The organism is Actinomadura geliboluensis (assembly GCF_043197915.1).
In the GTDB taxonomy this organism is placed as follows: Bacteria; Actinomycetota; Actinomycetes; order Streptosporangiales; family Streptosporangiaceae; genus Spirillospora; species Spirillospora geliboluensis.
This window is the reverse complement of the sequence record NZ_JBICUA010000008.1, coordinates 225,212-240,642: the sequence shown is the minus strand read 5'-3', so window position 1 is coordinate 240,642 and position 15,431 is coordinate 225,212. Positions and strand designations below refer to the sequence as shown.

Below are 15,431 nucleotides of genomic sequence, written 5' to 3'. Positions count from 1 at the left end.
ATCGTGCTCAGAACCTTTCCTCGCGGCCTGGTGAACGCCGCTTCCCCATTGGGCGGACGCACCGCCCCACCCACCCGCCGCTAGGCACGCTCACCGTTCCCTTGGCCCGATGCCGTCCCGCCCTTAGGGCGACCATAGGCTGCCCTCTATGACCGGCGAGTACCAGCATTGGGAGAACGTCCCCACGCGGTGGAAGGACAACGACGTCTACGGGCACGTCAACAACGTCGTCCACTACTCGCTCATGGACACCGTCATCAACGAGTGGATGATCCGGACGGCCGGTTTCGACCCGGTGACGTCCGCCGCCATCGGCCTGTGCGTCGAGTCGCACTGCGAGTACAAGGCCGAGGTCGCGTTCCCCGACACGATCAAGGTGGGGCTCCGCATCGGCAAGCTGGGCCGCTCCAGCGTCCGCTGGGAGGTCGGCATGTTCCGCGCGTCCGACGCCGCCCTCATCGCCGAGGGACACTTCGTGCACGTCTTCGTCGACCGCGGCACCCGCCGCCCGGTCGAGATCACCGGCCCCGTCCGCACCGAGATGGAGAAGCTGCTCGCATGACCGAGACCCGCGCCGCCGTCCTCGTCGAGTCCGGACGCCCCGCCCCCTACGCCGACTCCCGCCCCCTGGAGATCGCCGACCTGCGCCTCGACCCGCCGGGCCCCGGCGAACTCCTCGTGCGGATCGGCGCCGCGGGCCTCTGCCATTCCGACCTCTCGGTCATCAACGGCTCCCGCCCCCGGCCGCTCCCGATGGCCCTCGGCCACGAGGCCGCCGGCGAGGTGGTCGAGACGGGCACCGGAACCGAGTTCGCGCCCGGCGACCACGTCGTCCTCGCGTTCGTCCCGGCGTGCGGCCACTGCGACCGCTGCGTCGGCGGGCGCCCCGCCCTCTGCGGGCCCGGCGCGCAGGCCAACGGCGCGGGCACCCTCCTCGGCGGCGGCAGGCGCTTCGTCGCCGCGGACGGCACCCGCCCCAACCACCACCTGGGCGTCTCCGCGTTCTCCGAGTACACCGTCGTGTCGTCCCGCTCCGCCGTGAAGATCGACCCGGACCTGCCGTTCGACATCGCGGCGCTCTTCGGCTGCGCCGTCCTGACCGGCGCCGGCGCCGCCCTCTACAGCGCGGCCGTCACCCCCGGCGACACCGTCGCCGTCTTCGGCCTCGGCGGCGTCGGCCTCTCCGCCGTCCTCGCCGCCAGGGCCGCCGGCGCCGCGACGGTCTACGCGGTCGACCTCGTCCAGGACAAACTCGACCTCGCCGCCTCGCTCGGCGCCCACCCGGTTCCAGGCGGCCCGGACGCCACGGAAGCGATCCGCGACCTGACGTCCGGCGGCGCGGAGAAGGTCATCGACACGACGGGCGTCGTCCCCGTCCTGGAACAGGCGTACGCCGCCACCCGCTCCGGCGGCACGACGGTCACCGTCGGCCTGCCCGACCCCGGCGCGCCCCTGACCCTGCCCGCCCTCAGCCTCGTCGCCGAGGAAAGAACACTGCGCGGCAGCTACCTGGGCTCCTGCGTCCCCCGCCGCGACGTCCCCCGCTTCATCGCGATGTACCGCAACGGCACCCTCCCAGTGGACGCCCTGCTCACCGGCAGCCTCCCCCTGGCCGACATCAACACCGGCTTCGACCGCCTCCACACCGCCGAAGCCGTCCGCCAGGTAATCACCTTCTGACCCCCCACCACCCCGCACCGACTACCCCTCAACCGACACATCCGCGCCATTCCCCCTAAACCAACGCTCCAGCCGAACACCACCAAGCTCCCCGACGACCCCACGCCCGGTGAGCACAATAGACCCGACCACACTGCCGGTCATGCCGCTCACCAGGGCGTTCGTGAAATCCGAGCCCCCGAGACCGGCCAGCGTCACACTGGCGCCGCGCAGATCGGCGTTCCTCATATCGCAGTCGATGAACGTGGCATCCCCGATATCCGCCCGCCGCAGATCGGCCCCGGCGAAGGACGTGCGTATGCACTCCGCCCTCCCGAGCCTGGCCCCGCTCATCCGAGCCCCCGCAAAACTCGCCTCACTGAGAAACGCTTTGACGAAATCAGCACCCGAAAGCTCAGCCCCGCTGAAGTTCGCCCCTTCGCAGTGCGCTCTCCAGAACAAACCGCGACTAAGACCGCAACCGGAGAAGTCCGACCGGCTCAACCAGGCCTCGACGAAGTCCGCTCCAGCGAGATCCGCACCACGGAAATCCAGATCGAGCGCATAGAACGTCGAGCCCGCGATCCGGCCGCGCAGTGCCGCGACCGCCTCCGCGTCGGTCGGCCACACACGCGGCTCCCAGCCCCCGCCATCAACACCGAACGACACGATCGCCCACACACCTCCTCAGACGATGAACGCTGCAGCGGCCAACCGTCCACCCCGGCCAGCGTCGTCGCCGTGCTGCTACAAAACCGAGACGGCGGCTCCACGGTCGCGAAGCCACCGCTCCAATCGATCTCCGGACAATGTGGTCAGCGTGTCACCGTCTTGAACGAGCACCGAACTCCCACCCAGGACCGTCCCGGTCATCCCCTCGACTCTGGCGTCCGCCAACCGGACATCGGTGAAGCTCGTCCTGTTGGCGACAGAGTCCCGCAGGTCTGCCCCGCTCATGTCGCATTGGACGAAAATCGCATCCCCGAGTACAGCGCGCCTCATATCCGCCTGGGAGAAAAGAGCCCCCATACACTCCACTCGACGAAGGTTGGCCCCCGGCATCCGAGCACCGGAAAAGTTCGCCCGGTCGATGCCCGCCTTCACCAGATCGACGTTCTCAAGATCTGCGCCCCGGAAGTCGACACCCTCACAGTGGGAGCGATATAGGACGGCGTTCCGTAGTATCGCGGCGGAGAGATCAGAGTCGGTGAACCACGTCTCAGAGAGGTCAGCGTCGGAGAAATCCGCTCCGCGGAAATCCAGATCGATGGCGTAGAGAGTCTTCGTGGGATCACGAACCCATTCGCGCAGCACCGCCGCCGCTTCGGCGTCCGTGGGCCACCCAACAGGCTCCCACCGGCCGTCATGGGTACCAGATGACCCTGTCACCCCACCTCCTGCATGGTACGCCAGAAGTACGCTGCATTGTGCAAGTTCGGAAACGGCCTGCACCGCTGCACCGTCAAGCATTGCCGGACGGGTGTTCCGCTATCAATCTCTGGAGGTCGAATGTGAGGAGCATGGCGTAGCCGCCGATCGCGGCCATGTTCTCGAAAACATCCTTGGCCACCGTCTCCTCGTGCACTTTGTCGCTGTCGAAAGAGCGCAATGTGATGACTATCGGGTACTGGGAAAAGTTGATGCCGAAGTCGTCCTCAAAATCGTGGTGCAGTTCGACCTCCACCGCCACGTCACGAGTCCGCCCGGCGTAGGCAATGGGGTTGTCCTTGGCGTCGAGCTTGCACATCCGGCAGTTGGCGGCGATCGCTACGTCGCCCACAAGTCGTTCTATTGAGTTGTTGGTCCGAATGAATATCTCGTGATAGCTGCTCATGACACTCCTCAGGGCCAATTTATCTCGTACCCATCACCTAGGATTCGGATCCTATCCATGCGCCCTGGGTTGTGGCGCAGGAACCGCTCCAGACCCTCTCGCGCTCCATCCTCTGTCAGTGCGGTGCCGCGCGTGTCGATGATTGCATTCGATGCCTGCCCCTTCGCTTTATTTAAAGCGTTTTTGACGCTCCCGGGTCCGGCGCCTGGACTAAGACTTTTGAACTCGACGGGAACGTCGTCCACGAGAGCATCCGGCGTTCGCACGCCGTCGACCTTGGATTCTGGCACGGCCTCCACATGGCGCCCCTCTGAAACCAGTAGGTCGGCAATCAAGCGCTCTTCCTGATTGAATTTCTTTCTGGATTCAACGAGCTTTCCGTTTTTGGCACCCTCCTCGGCGGGGTCGACTTTTGGTTCCCCGCGGCCATGTGAAGGTGATGGCCGTGCGTCCGTCGACTTTGCGTCGAAATGTGGTTGTTCAGGGGACCTGGGGGAAGGGACGGTCGGATGAGGTGTCGCCGGAGGTTTTTCGGTTAGCTTGTTGGTTTTGGGGGCTTCGGTGGCGGCTTCTTGGAGGGCTCGGGCGGATTTGGCGGTTTCGGAGCCGCCGGTGCGGCGGAGGGCTGCGGCCACGCGGGCGGCCACGCCTGAGCCTGAGCCCGTGCCGCCGGTCACCGCCGTGATGACGATGGTGGGGGCGGCCTCGCCGAAGGCGCGGACGGGGTCGCGTTTCCATTCTTCCCAGTTGACGGCGGCCTTGGCGAAGGCGATCGGGTGCTGGACGCCTTGGGCCAAGCCCTGGATCTGGCCTACGGGGCCGCGCTCCAGCCATCCCTTGGGTTTGATCGCTAGGTAGAAGGGGGCGGTCGTGGGGTTGCCGGCCAGGGCGCTGAGGCCCATGTCCTTCAGGCCTTGGCCGAGGCCAGGGAGGTAGTGGTGGACGTAGGCGTTCCAGCCGTCGCGGAGCATGTCGCCGGTCTTGGCGGGCTGGACGACCTGGTCTGTCTTGAGGAGTTCTTCGCGGCTTCGGCGTATCGCGGGCTTCTGGTCGGAAGTGGTCTGGGCGGCGCGGGAGATCGTGCGGGCGGGGACGGTGCTGAGGCCGAGGTTGGCGAGGATTTCGGAAAGGGCCTGGGCGGCGTCCTGCCAGGAGTTCGCGGCGCGGGTCAGTTCGGTGCTGAGCTGGTCGAGTGCGGCAGGTGAGCCGCTGCGCGTGGCGGAGGCGGGGCGGCCGCCTCGGGGAGGGCCCGGGATGTACGGTTCGCGGACGCGCGGTGGGCCCGCGCCGGCGGCCATCTGGCGGACGGAGTCGAAAGCGGCATAGAAGGCGGCGCGGACGTCCTCGTGCTGGTCTACGAGGGTCTTTTGGAGGCGCTGTCCGGCGGGGCCTGTCAGAGCGCCGTCCAGGAGGAGTGTGTGGGCGCGTTTCAGGGCGGGGCCGTGTTCTTCGGCTAATCGCGCGACGTGCGGTAACAGGGACGCTGCTTGTTCTGCCCGGTCCATCGAACCTCCTGTCCGACGGATTGTCAGATTAGAGGTCGTGCAGGCGTCCGGCTACGGGGTTTTGGGGGCTGGTCAGGTTAGTAGTTGGGTTGTTAGGAGGTGTTCGAAGTCCTTTTCGAAGGACTCGTAGAGGGTGCGGAGGGCGGGGCCCGGCCAGGTGGGGGGGAGGAGGGGGGACGGGAGCAGCGGGTCGTTCAGGAGGTGGCGGAGGACGGCGGCGGCCAGGGTGAAGCGTTCGGCCATGTCGGTGGTTTCGGAGAGGGCCGTGCGGAGGGTTTCGGCCTTGGACGTCCAGGCGTCCAGGTCCCAGAGGGTGGCGGCCAGGGCGGCGGGGTCCTCTTCGGGGCGGCCCTGGAGGAAGGTGCACTGGCGGACGACCGGTTCCGGGCGGGTGCGGGTCAGGTTGGCGGGGCGCAGCCAGGTGCCCTCGCGGAGTTCGGCGAGGCGGAGCGCGGACATGGCCTGGCGCAGGGCGGTGCGGTCGGCGGCGGGGCGGCGCTCGGCGGTGATGACGGCGATCTCCCACGTGCCGTCCCAGGGGCGGGTCGGCGGGCGGCGGGCCTCGTCCTGGCGGGCCTGGCGGGCGAGGAGGCGGTCGGTGAGCGCGTACCCGCCGGCGGACTGGACGAGGTCGCCGGAGGCCACCATGCGGGAGAGCGCGACCCGGATCGTCCCCTCGGCGATGCCGAACAGGTCGCCGACGCGGACGAGGTGGCGGGCCGGGAGGCGGGGCGGATGGACGCCGAGCAGCGTGCTCAGCACGACCGAGCGTGCCGTGAGCGGGCGGATGTCCGGGTGGTCCATGGCGGGCTCGACCCTACCCGGCGGCGGTCCAGTCGGCCCCGTTCGGGGACGGGTCCGTGCCGGGGAGGCGGATCGTGACGAGGAGGCCGCCGGCGGGTCGGGGGGTGAGGTCGAGGGTGCCGTCGTGTGCTCGGACGATGCTGTGCACGATGGCCAGCCCGAGGCCGACGCCCGCGTGTTCGTCGGTGCGCTGGCGCTGTGTTCCGCGTTGGAAGGGTTCGGTGAGGGTCGGGATCAGCTCCGGTGGTACCGGGTGGCCGGTGTTCTCGACCCGCAGGACGCTCGCGCCGTGCTGCGATTCGGTGTGGACCGTCACGGTGCCACCGGTCGGGAGATTGTGGACGACGGCGTTCTGGACGAGGTTCGTCACCAGCCGCAGGATGAGTTCCGCGGAGCCGAGGGTCTGTGCCTTCTCGCCGGTCACGGCGAGCGTGATCTGGCGCCGTTCGGCGAGGGGGAGCAGCGTTTCGGCGGCCTCTTCGGCGACGAGCGACAGGTTGACCACTTCGCGGGTGAAGTTCCTGCGGTCGGCACGGCTGAGCAGGAGGAGGGCCTGGGTGAGGTCGATCGCCCGCGTGTTGACCGTGTGGAGGCGTTCGATGAGCTCGTCCTGGCCCCGCGCGGGGTCGTTGCGGGCGACGTCGAGGAGTGTCCGGGAGATCGCCAGCGGGGTGCGCAGTTCGTGGGAGGCGTTGGCGGCGAACCTCCGCTGTTCGGCGACATGGGATTCGAGCTTCTCGAGCATGGTGTCGAACACGTCGGCGAGTTCGCGGAACTCGTCTCCGGGGCCTTCGAGGCGGATCCGGTGGGACAGCGAGCCGTGGGAGGCCAGCCGTGCCGCGTCGGCGATCCGGGTGAGCGGCGCGAGCATCCGGCCGGCGAGGAGCCATCCTCCCAGCAGGCCGAACACCAGCAGGAAGGCCATCGCCGTGGCCGCGCGGGGGACGAAGGCGCGCTGGAGGTCCTCGCGGCCGGGTACGAAGTGCGGTCCCGGTCCCCCGGGCCGGTCTCCCCTCGGCCCGAGTTGGACGGCGGTTTCGGGGACGTACCGCAGGAGGAACACCCAGACCACGGCCAGCAGAAGGGCGCCGGCGAGCAGGAGGAACCCGGCGTAGCTGAGGGTGAGTTTCAGGCGGGCGCTGAGCCCGGGGCGTCTACCCATGAGCGCGCACGGCTTCCGGGAGGTGGGGCTCGTCCTCAACGGTCAACGCGCGCATAGTCGAAGGCTAAGCGGCGCCGCATATCGCCGACATATGCAAACCCCAGCGCCGTCCGGCATGGGGGCCCGTGGTCTTCGCTGACTTCACGAACTTGTGGGGACGGGCACGGTGGCGGTGTCGACCAGGCGTGCGACCAGTTGCTCGTAGGGCAGTCCGGCCGCGGCGAACATTCTCGGCACCTGGGATTGGGCCGTCATGCCGGGCATGGTGTTGACCTCGTTGAGGACGGGCCCGTGGTCGGTGAGGAAGAAGTCGATGCGGGCGACACCGGCGCAGCCGAGCGCGTCGAACATCCGCAGCGCCGCCCCGGTCAGGGCCGTGCGGTCCGCCTCGTCGAGGTCGGCGGGCACGCTGAACCTCGCGGAACCGTCGTACTTCGACTGCGTGTCGAACAGGCCGTCGGCGTGGATCTCCAGTGGCGGCGACGCCCAGCGGCGGCCATCGGCCTCGCGCAGGACGGCCACATCGATCTCCCGCCCGAGGACGACGTCCTCGACCAGGATCCTGCCGTCGAGGCGCGCCGCGCAGCGCAGCGCGTCGCGTAGTTCGGAGGGGTCGCGCGCCAGGGCGACACCGAAGCTCGACCCGGCGGAGGCCGGCTTCACCACCACGTCCGTCTTGAACTCGATGTCGGCGATCTCTGCCGCCGTCACCAGGCGGCCGGGAGCGGTGTGGATGCCGACGGCGTCCGCCACGAGCTTCGTCGTCCACTTGTCCATGCCGAGCGCTCCGGCCCGCAGGCCCGAGCCGACCATCGGCTTGTGCGCGAGGGCGCACAGTGCCGCGAGGGTTCCGTCCTCGCCGGACGGGCCGTGGATCGCGGGGAAGACGGCGTCTGCGCGTTCGATGACGCCCAGTGCGGCGGCCAGGGAGGTGATGGCCCCGGGCCCGAGCGCGTCCGAGCCCTGCCTCCACGTCCCGTCGCGGTCGATGGTCAGTGCGTCAACGGCGAATCCGCTGGAACGCAGCGCCTGCGCGATGGCTGCGGCGGTGGCCAGGGAGACGTCGTGCTCGGCGTTCTGCCCGCCGCCGATGACCGCGATTCGCCGTGTCATGCGATGCTCCTTTTCACACGCGGCCCTATGCCGGTGACGATGGTGTGCGGAATGGTCCCGGCCCAGCGGGCCCAGTCCCGGATGGTCGGGGTCGCGCCGCCCGCCGGGCCGAATACGGTCGCGGACGTGCCGATCCGGAAGCGGTCGGCACCGGTGTCGATCACGATCTGGTCCATCGAGACCCGTCCCGCGACCGGGAAACGGCGCCCGCCGATCTCGACGCCGGCCTGGGGCGAGCACTCGCGCGGGATCCCGTCGGCGTACCCGACGGGCAGGACGCTCAGGTGGGTGGCGCGATCGGTGACGTACGCGCCGCCGTACCCGACGGGCGTGCCCGCCGGGACGGCCGCCGTGTGCACGATCGGTGCGGTCAGCCGGGACGCGCCGTGCAGCTCGACGGTCTCGGAAGGGTCGATGCCGACCAGTCCCGCCCCGACGCGGACCATGCTGAAATGCGTCGCCGGGTCGGTCAGCGTCCCCGACGTGGCCGCGAGATGGACGAGCGGCGCACCGAGCCCCGCGGCCTGGACCGCCTGCCGCGCCCGGCGCATACGGGCGACCGCCGGCGCGTTCGCCGCCGGGTCGGCTTGGTCGGCCAGCGGGAGATGCCCCATGACGCCGACGACGCGGACCTTGCGAGCCTGCTGGGCACGCCGAGCGAGACGGCTCAGTTCGTCCCACCGATCGCGGGGGCAGCCGCCACGGGACATGCCGGTGTCCATGTGGAGGTGGATCCGCACCGTAGAGACGGCCTGCGCGACGAGTGCGCCGAGCTCGTCCACCGACCCGACCGCGACGTCGACCCCGGCGACGGCTGCGGCTTCGGCGTCGATCCCGGAGGGGTGCAGCCAGGTGAGGATCGGCACCGCCAACCCTGCGGCGCGCAACACGGAAGCGTCCGCGAGGCTCGTCGTGCCGAGCCATCCGGCACCGGCGGCGACGGCGGCTCTGGCGACCGTGACGGCGCCGTGGCCGTAACCGTCGGCCTTGACCACGGCCATGATCGTGCTCCGGGTGCGGGCACGAAGCTCGGCCACGTTCGCGGCCACCGCCGCAGGCAATGTTTGCAAGGTCGGAGGCGGAAAGGTGCCTGATCGGCGTTCAAGCGGGATCGCGAGCCGATTCACGGCCGCCTCCTCGGGTCCTCGACCGGATCCGCGTACATCGGCGGGCGACGGTCACCGACGGCATCCGGATGCGGCAGCTGGACCGGCTCGACAATGCGGTACTCGAAGTGCCACCACTCATTGCTGTAGATGCGGTAGAGCCCGTACCGCCCGCCGTTCTGTTCCAGCCACCGCGCGCCCTCGGTCGGCCGGACGTCGATCGCGAGCCCCCGCACGTGGCTGGATTCCTGCGGCGGCAGCACCCTGCGCCGCGCCGCCGATACCGAGCCGGTGCGCCGTACCTCAGCGGAGAAGAGCCGGTGCTGTTCCGCCGCATCCCGATATCCCGAGGTGAGGCCGATCAATTGCCCGTCGCGCCAGAACGCTTCGGCCCGCGCGTGCGTGAACGCGGCCAGCGTTTCCGGTGCCAGCCCGCGGAGATCCTCGGCGGGGAAGCGAAGTCTCAGCGCCCATTGGCAGGCCAGGAAACGTGCCCGGCCCGGTGCGCGGCAGAAGGCGAACGGCAGCAGCAGCACCGCGAGGAGCCGAGTGACGGCCGCCAGGACGCACGCTTTCCTCGCCGAAAGGGAATTCGCCACGACTCACCGCCGAAGGGGCAGGTCGTGGGCGGGGCCCGGGGCGGACAGGGAGTGCGATGCGCTGTGGTGCATGCCCCCACTGAAGTGGGAAGGCTGTTGCGGTGCCGTATGCGATTTTCAATACGCTCGCGATACACCGGCGTCCTGGCCGGCCGTGGCGAGGGCTCTCACCCGGGTGTCACGATGATGCGCCAGTCGCCTTTCGCCTCGACGTGGAGGAAGGTCGAGCCGGCCAGTTCACCGTCGGCGGAGGAGCGTCCTTTGCCGGACAGGACGCGCGGCCCCGAGGCGAATTCCGGGGTCAGTTCGGTGATCCGGTAACCGCCCCCGTCCCTGTGCTGCATCTGGATTCGTGCCGATCCGCCGATGTAGCGGCAGAGGAAAGAGCCGCGTGAGGCGATGGCCTGGTCGATGGTCGGGACGCTGTCACCGGGTTGCAGCCAGGCCGACCACGTGCCGGTGCATTGGACGCGCAATTGGACGGGCCACTCGGTCTGCAGGGAGAGCGGCCGCACGATGCGGAAGGGCAGCGTCTCCTCCTGGAGGCGCACGGCCTTTCCCTGGTGGACGCGTTCGACCTTCCCGCTTCCGTGAAGGCGGACGATGAGCACCGATGGCACGTCCCATTTGGGGCGGTGGAGTGTCGCTTCGCCGTCGCCTCGCCCTTTGGCGTGCCGCTTCTTGCCGAGGTTCGGCGGCGCGACCTTGAACGGCGCGGGCTGCTTCCCGGGACGGGACGGCTGAGCCGGCGCGCGGCGGACGGGGGCGGGGGCGGGAGCCGGACGGACGCCCGTCGCGATCGGCGGCAGGCCCTCGGTCAGGCGGACGGCGTCGGCGGCGCACACGTCGACGTCGCGCGGGGCACCGCCGGGCGGGGCCCAGGCGACGCGGTTCACCGACGGACCGTGGCGCGGGTCGAAGAAGCAGAGAGGGCGGCCGGTCAGGGCGGCGTTGGCTCGGGCGAGCGCGCTGCGTCCCTCGGCGAGGGCGCGCAGGACGTCGGCGGCGTCCTTCCGGTCGCGGTCGCCCAGGAAGCGCACCTTGGCCTGCTCGTAGGCGTCCAGCGCGCGGGCGTAGTCGGCCATCAGGGTGGGGTCGGCGCCGTGCTCGTCCGGGTCGAGGGGGAGGAGCGCGAGTTCCTCGCCGAACGCGGTGATGTCGGCTTCGATCTCCGCGAGCTCGTCGTCGCGCCGCCGCCTGAAGATTCCGAACACCGTCCGCCCCCTGTGATCGGGCAGAGCGTACCGATGTGGTGGTTTCGGACGCACGGTCGTTACAGGCTTCCATCATGTGACGAGAAAGCGTAATGTCGGACGCATGACGTCCTATCTGATCGAGCCGTTCGACCGGCTGCCGTTCGGCGGCGCGGAGAAGGCGCGCCGGTACGCGACCGAGCGCTACCAGGGGGCCGTGGGCCGCAACTGGTACGACTGCGACCCCACGCTGCGGTTCCTCATGCGGCGCCACCTCGGGGACGGGTTCGGCTGGGCCGAGCCGCGGCTGAAGGAGATGGGCGCGCTGATGGGCGGGCCGGTCGCCGAGCGGGCCGAGGAGACCGACCGGAACCCGCCCCGGCTGGAGAAGTACGACCGGTGGGGGCGCGACGTCAGCGAGGTCGTCATGCCGCCGTCGTTCGAGGCGGCCCGGCGGGACATCGTCGCGACGTCGTTCACGCGGCCCGACTTCGTCGCGGAGGCGAAGGCCAACGGGGTCGACCCGGCGCCGCTGGGCGTGGCCTGGAGCTATCTGCTGGACCAGGCCGACATCGGCATGGCGTGCGCGCTCGGCACCGGCGGCGACATGGTCGTCCAGCTGACCGAGATGTTCGCGCCCGAGGACGTCAAGGAGCGGGTGCGGGAGCTGTTCGCGGCCGGGGAGATGTCCGGCGAGGCCGCACAGATGCTGACCGAGCGGTCGGGCGGGTCGGATCTGGGCGCCCTGGAGTCGACGGCGTCCAAGGACGGCGACGCCTGGCGGGTCAACGGGCTCAAGTGGTTCGCGTCCAACGCCAACGGGTCGGCGTTCGTGGTGCTGGCCAAGTCGGAGGGCGCCGCCGACGGGGTGCGGGGCATCGCGCCGTTCCTCGTCCTGACGGAGCGGCGGGACGGCACGCGCAACGGCGTCCGGATCCGCCGGCTCAAGGACAAGCTCGGCACCCGTTCCGTGGCCTCGGCGGAGATCGAGTTCACGGACGCGGAGGCGTTCCTGCTGGCCCCGTCGTCCAGCGCCGGGCAGGGCGGCGACGGCAAGGGCCTGGCCCGCATGATGGAGCTGACCAACGGGGCGCGCCTCGGCATCTCGATGATGGGCCTCGGCTGCGCGCGGCGGGCGCTGGTCGAGTCGCTCTGCTACGCGCGGGCGCGCGAGGCGTTCGGTGCTCCGCTGGCCGACCAGCCGCTCATGCGGCGGAAGCTCGCCGAGCTGATCGTGGAGACCGAGGCCGCGCAGGCGCTCGTGTTCGACGGCTATCTAGGACGCCCCAGGCTGCGCATAGGGGCGGCGCTCATCAAGCTGAGGGCCGCCAGGCTCGGTGTGACGGCCGCCAGTGACGCCATCGAAATCCATGGCGGGAACGGCTACATCGAGCAGTGGCCGGTAGCGCGCCTTCTGCGCGACGCCCAGGTCAACCCCATCTGGGAGGGCGGCGACAACATCCTGTGCCTGGACGTCCGCCGCGCCATCGAACGGCAGGACGCGCACGAGCCGTTCCTCGAAAGGCTCACGCAGGCCGTCCGGCAGGCGCCGCAGGGGGACGACGCCACGGCCGAGCTGGTCGGCGAGCGCATCGGGCATCTCCGCCAGGCCATAGCGGCATGGCGCGGCCTGGACAGGACTGTCGCCGAGGCGCGCCTCTTCCCGCTCGCCCAGTACATGGCGGACGTCTATGCGGCAGCCTTGCTCCTGGAGCAGGCGGGCTGGGAGCGCGCCGACTCCGGCACGGACCGCAAGGCGCTCGTCGCCCGCCTCTACGCCCGGACGCACCTCGCCGACGCCGGCCCGCTGCGCGCGATCGACGCCCCCGCCGAGGACCTCGACCGCTTCGCGGACCTGGCGGACGGCGCGTTCACCGGCTAGGCGGTCATCGGCCGGGCGTTCGGCGGTTGGGCGTTCATCGGCCGGGGGCGGCGCGGCGCGGCCGGTGATCATTGACCGAACAGGATTCGGGCCCGTAGGTTCCTGGGAGGCGGCAGCCCCGATCGAGGAGCGATGCGATGACGCTTACCGTGGCCGAGGCGGGCCTCGACCTCGCCGATCCGAACGCCTACGCCGACGACCGGCGGCTGCACGCGTCGCTCGCGCTGCTGCGCCGCGAGTCGCCGGTGCACCGGGTGGACGCCCCCGCCTACGAGCCGTTCTGGGCGATCACCAGGCACGAGGACGTCCTGGAGGTCGAGCGCAACCACCAGATCTTCCTGAACGCGCCGCGCCCGCTGCTCGGCACCACCGAGTTCGACCGGCTGAACCGGCAGCGGGCCGAGCAGGGCATCGCGCTGCGCACGCTCATCCACATGGACGACCCCGACCACCGGGTCATCCGGGCGATCGGCGCGGACTGGTTCCGGCCGCGCGCGATGCGGGCGCTGGAGCCGCGCATCAAGGAGCTCGCGAAGCGGTACGTCGACCGGCTGGTGGAGCGCGGCGGCGAATGCGACTTCGCGCAGGAGGTCGCCGTCCATTTCCCGCTGTACGTGATCCTGTCGCTGCTCGGGCTTCCGGAGAGCGACTTCGGCCGCATGCTGAAGCTGACGCAGGAACTGTTCGGCGGGGACGACGCCGAGTTCCAGCGCGGCACGACCAACGAGGAGAAGCTGCAGGTCCTGCTCGACTTCTTCGCCTATTTCCAGGAACTGACGGTGGCGCGCCGCAAGGACCCGACCGACGACCTCGCGTCCGCCATCGCGAACGCGCGGGTCGACGGCGAGCCGCTCAACGACTTCGACACCGCCTCGTACTACGTCATCATCGCGACGGCCGGGCACGACACCACCAGCGCAACGATCTCCGGCGGTCTGCACGCCCTCATCGAGCACCCCGACCAGCTCGAACGGCTCCGCGACAAGCCGGAGCTGATGCCGTTCGCGGTGGACGAGATGATCCGCTGGGTGACGCCGGTCAAGGAGTTCATGCGCACCGCCACGCGGGATTACGAACTGCGCGGCACGACCATTCGCGAGGGCGACGCCGTCCTGCTCTCCTACCCGTCGGCGAACCGCGACGAGGACGTCTTCGACGATCCCTTCACGTTCGACGTCGGCCGCGACCCGAACAAGCACCTCGCGTTCGGTTTCGGCGTCCACTACTGCCTCGGCGCCGCGCTCGCCCGCATGGAGATCCGCGCGTTCTACGAGGAGCTCATACCGCGCCTCCGCTCGATCGAACTCGCCGGGGACCCGGTGGGCATCGCCACGACCTTCGTCGGCGGCCTCAAGCGCCTCCCGATCCGCTACTCCATCGTCTGAGCGCGTCCCCGCCCGCGTCCCGCCCCGGCCGCGCCCCGCCGCCTGAAGCGCCTCCCGCCCGCCCCTCCCTCCTCCCCGAAGGAAGCCCTGGTGCAGATCAACGCCGCGGTGCTGCGCGCCGCAGACGCCCCGTACACGATCGAGTCGCTCGACCTCGCCGACCCCGGGCCCGGCGAGGTCCTCGTCAAGATCGCGGGCGCCGGGATGTGCCACACCGACATGCTCGGACGGGTGCCGGGCGACCTGGTCGCCAAGCCCGTCGTGCTCGGCCACGAGGGCTCGGGCGTGGTCGAGGCGGTCGGGGCCGGCGTCACCGGCCTCACCCCCGGCGACCACGTGGTCATGTCGTTCGACTCGTGCGGGACGTGCGACACCTGCCGCACCGCGCGCCCCGGCGCGTGCCCGCAGATGATGGCGCTCAACATGCTCGCGGTGCCGCTGGACGGCGTGCCGCGCGCCACGACCGGCGACGGGGAGGCCGTCCACACCCGCTGGTTCGGGCAGTCGTCGTTCGCGAGCCACGCGCTCGGGACCGTCCGCAACGTCGTGCCGGTCACCGCCGACGCGCCGCTCGAACAACTCGGGCCGCTCGGCTGCGGCGTGCAGACCGGCGCCGGCTCGGTGCTGATCTCGCTCGGCGTCCGCGCCGGCGACAGCATCGCGGTCTTCGGCGCGGGCGCGGTCGGGCTGGCCGCCGTGATGGCCGCGCGGGTCGCGGGCGCGACCACGATCGTCGCCGTCGACCTGCACGAGTCCCGGCTCGACCTGGCCCGCGAGCTGGGCGCCACCCATGTGCTGAACGGCGCGGACGACGACATCGCCGGACAGATCAGGGCGATCTCCGGTGGCGAGGGCGTGCGGTACTCGTTCGACACCACCGCCGTCCCCGAGGTGGTGTCGACGGCGGTCGCGTCGCTGTGCACCACCGGCGTCTGCGGCCTGGTCGGCGTCGGCGCCGCCGAGTACCGGCTGGACGCGAACCTGCTGCTCATGGGCCGGACGGTCAAGGGCATCATCGAGGGCGACGCCGTCCCGCACACGTTCATCCCGACGATGATCGAGCTGTGGCGGCAGGGCCGGTTCCCGTTCGACCGCCTCATCACGACCTACCCGCTCGACCAGATCAACCAGGCGGAGGCAGACACGACGTCCGGAAAGGTCGTCAAGCCGGTCCTGATCCCCTAGGGCG

15 protein-coding genes are annotated in these 15,431 nt (G+C 70.4%); 5 read left to right on the top strand and 10 right to left on the bottom strand.

Going from position 1 to position 15,431, the window contains the following annotated elements:
* The first annotated feature begins 148 nt into the window (after positions 1–148).
* Positions 149–562 (top strand): acyl-CoA thioesterase, encoded by a 414-nt coding sequence (locus tag ACGFI1_RS25975; protein ID WP_392788670.1) that lies wholly within the window; start codon positions 149–151, stop codon positions 560–562.
* Positions 559–1,680, top strand: a complete 1,122-nt coding sequence (locus ACGFI1_RS25970; protein WP_386872115.1) for a zinc-dependent alcohol dehydrogenase family protein — start codon at positions 559–561, stop codon at positions 1,678–1,680. The genes ACGFI1_RS25975 and ACGFI1_RS25970 overlap by 4 nt, the downstream gene beginning before the upstream one ends.
* A gap of 21 nt (positions 1,681–1,701) precedes the next feature.
* Here ACGFI1_RS25970 and ACGFI1_RS25965 read toward each other — a convergent pair whose 3' ends face one another.
* The 10 genes from ACGFI1_RS25965 to ACGFI1_RS25920 form a co-directional block, all read right to left on the bottom strand.
* Entirely contained in the window at positions 1,702–2,340 is a 639-nt protein-coding gene (locus ACGFI1_RS25965; RefSeq protein WP_392788667.1) for a pentapeptide repeat-containing protein, read from the bottom strand.
* Between the two features lie 66 nt (positions 2,341–2,406).
* On the bottom strand, positions 2,407–3,048 hold the full coding sequence (locus ACGFI1_RS25960) for a pentapeptide repeat-containing protein (RefSeq protein ID WP_392788665.1): 642 nt from the start codon (positions 3,046–3,048) through the stop codon (positions 2,407–2,409).
* A gap of 73 nt (positions 3,049–3,121) precedes the next feature.
* On the bottom strand, positions 3,122–3,493 hold the full coding sequence (locus ACGFI1_RS25955; protein WP_392788663.1) for a hypothetical protein: 372 nt from the start codon (positions 3,491–3,493) through the stop codon (positions 3,122–3,124).
* An 8-nt stretch (positions 3,494–3,501) separates the two neighbouring features.
* Positions 3,502–4,998 (bottom strand): CdiA C-terminal domain-containing protein, encoded by a 1,497-nt coding sequence (locus tag ACGFI1_RS25950; protein ID WP_392788661.1) that lies wholly within the window; start codon positions 4,996–4,998, stop codon positions 3,502–3,504.
* 72 nt (positions 4,999–5,070) lie between these two features.
* On the bottom strand, positions 5,071–5,802 hold the full coding sequence (locus tag ACGFI1_RS25945) for a PaaX family transcriptional regulator C-terminal domain-containing protein (RefSeq protein WP_392788659.1): 732 nt from the start codon (positions 5,800–5,802) through the stop codon (positions 5,071–5,073).
* A 13-nt stretch (positions 5,803–5,815) separates the two neighbouring features.
* The gene (locus ACGFI1_RS25940) at positions 5,816–6,964 is read right to left on the bottom strand and encodes a sensor histidine kinase (RefSeq protein ID WP_392788657.1); all 1,149 of its coding nucleotides are present in this window, start codon (positions 6,962–6,964) and stop codon (positions 5,816–5,818) included.
* Positions 6,965–7,105: 141 nt separating this feature from the next.
* Positions 7,106–8,077, bottom strand: a complete 972-nt coding sequence (locus tag ACGFI1_RS25935; protein ID WP_392788654.1) for a D-alanine--D-alanine ligase family protein — start codon at positions 8,075–8,077, stop codon at positions 7,106–7,108.
* Complete coding sequence (gene alr / locus ACGFI1_RS25930; protein ID WP_392788652.1) at positions 8,074–9,126, bottom strand: alanine racemase; 1,053 nt, start codon at positions 9,124–9,126, stop codon at positions 8,074–8,076. The genes ACGFI1_RS25935 and alr overlap by 4 nt, the downstream gene beginning before the upstream one ends.
* Positions 9,127–9,200: 74 nt before the next feature.
* Complete coding sequence (locus ACGFI1_RS25925; RefSeq protein WP_392788650.1) at positions 9,201–9,719, bottom strand: M15 family metallopeptidase; 519 nt, start codon at positions 9,717–9,719, stop codon at positions 9,201–9,203.
* 230 nt (positions 9,720–9,949) lie between these two features.
* Positions 9,950–10,996: a hypothetical protein gene (locus tag ACGFI1_RS25920; RefSeq protein ID WP_392788647.1), complete on the bottom strand. Its 1,047-nt coding sequence runs from the start codon at positions 10,994–10,996 to the stop codon at positions 9,950–9,952.
* A gap of 103 nt (positions 10,997–11,099) precedes the next feature.
* Here ACGFI1_RS25920 and ACGFI1_RS25915 point away from each other — a divergent pair, with 103 nt between their 5' ends.
* The 3 genes from ACGFI1_RS25915 (at position 11,100) to ACGFI1_RS25905 (ending at position 15,427) form a co-directional block, all read left to right on the top strand.
* Complete coding sequence (locus ACGFI1_RS25915; protein ID WP_392788644.1) at positions 11,100–12,857, top strand: acyl-CoA dehydrogenase family protein; 1,758 nt, start codon at positions 11,100–11,102, stop codon at positions 12,855–12,857.
* A gap of 137 nt (positions 12,858–12,994) precedes the next feature.
* Positions 12,995–14,242, top strand: coding sequence for a cytochrome P450 (locus ACGFI1_RS25910; protein WP_392788642.1), 1,248 nt, complete (start codon positions 12,995–12,997; stop codon positions 14,240–14,242).
* A 90-nt stretch (positions 14,243–14,332) separates the two neighbouring features.
* Positions 14,333–15,427 (top strand): NAD(P)-dependent alcohol dehydrogenase, encoded by a 1,095-nt coding sequence (locus ACGFI1_RS25905; protein WP_387069361.1) that lies wholly within the window; start codon positions 14,333–14,335, stop codon positions 15,425–15,427.
* Positions 15,428–15,431: the final 4 nt, after the last annotated feature.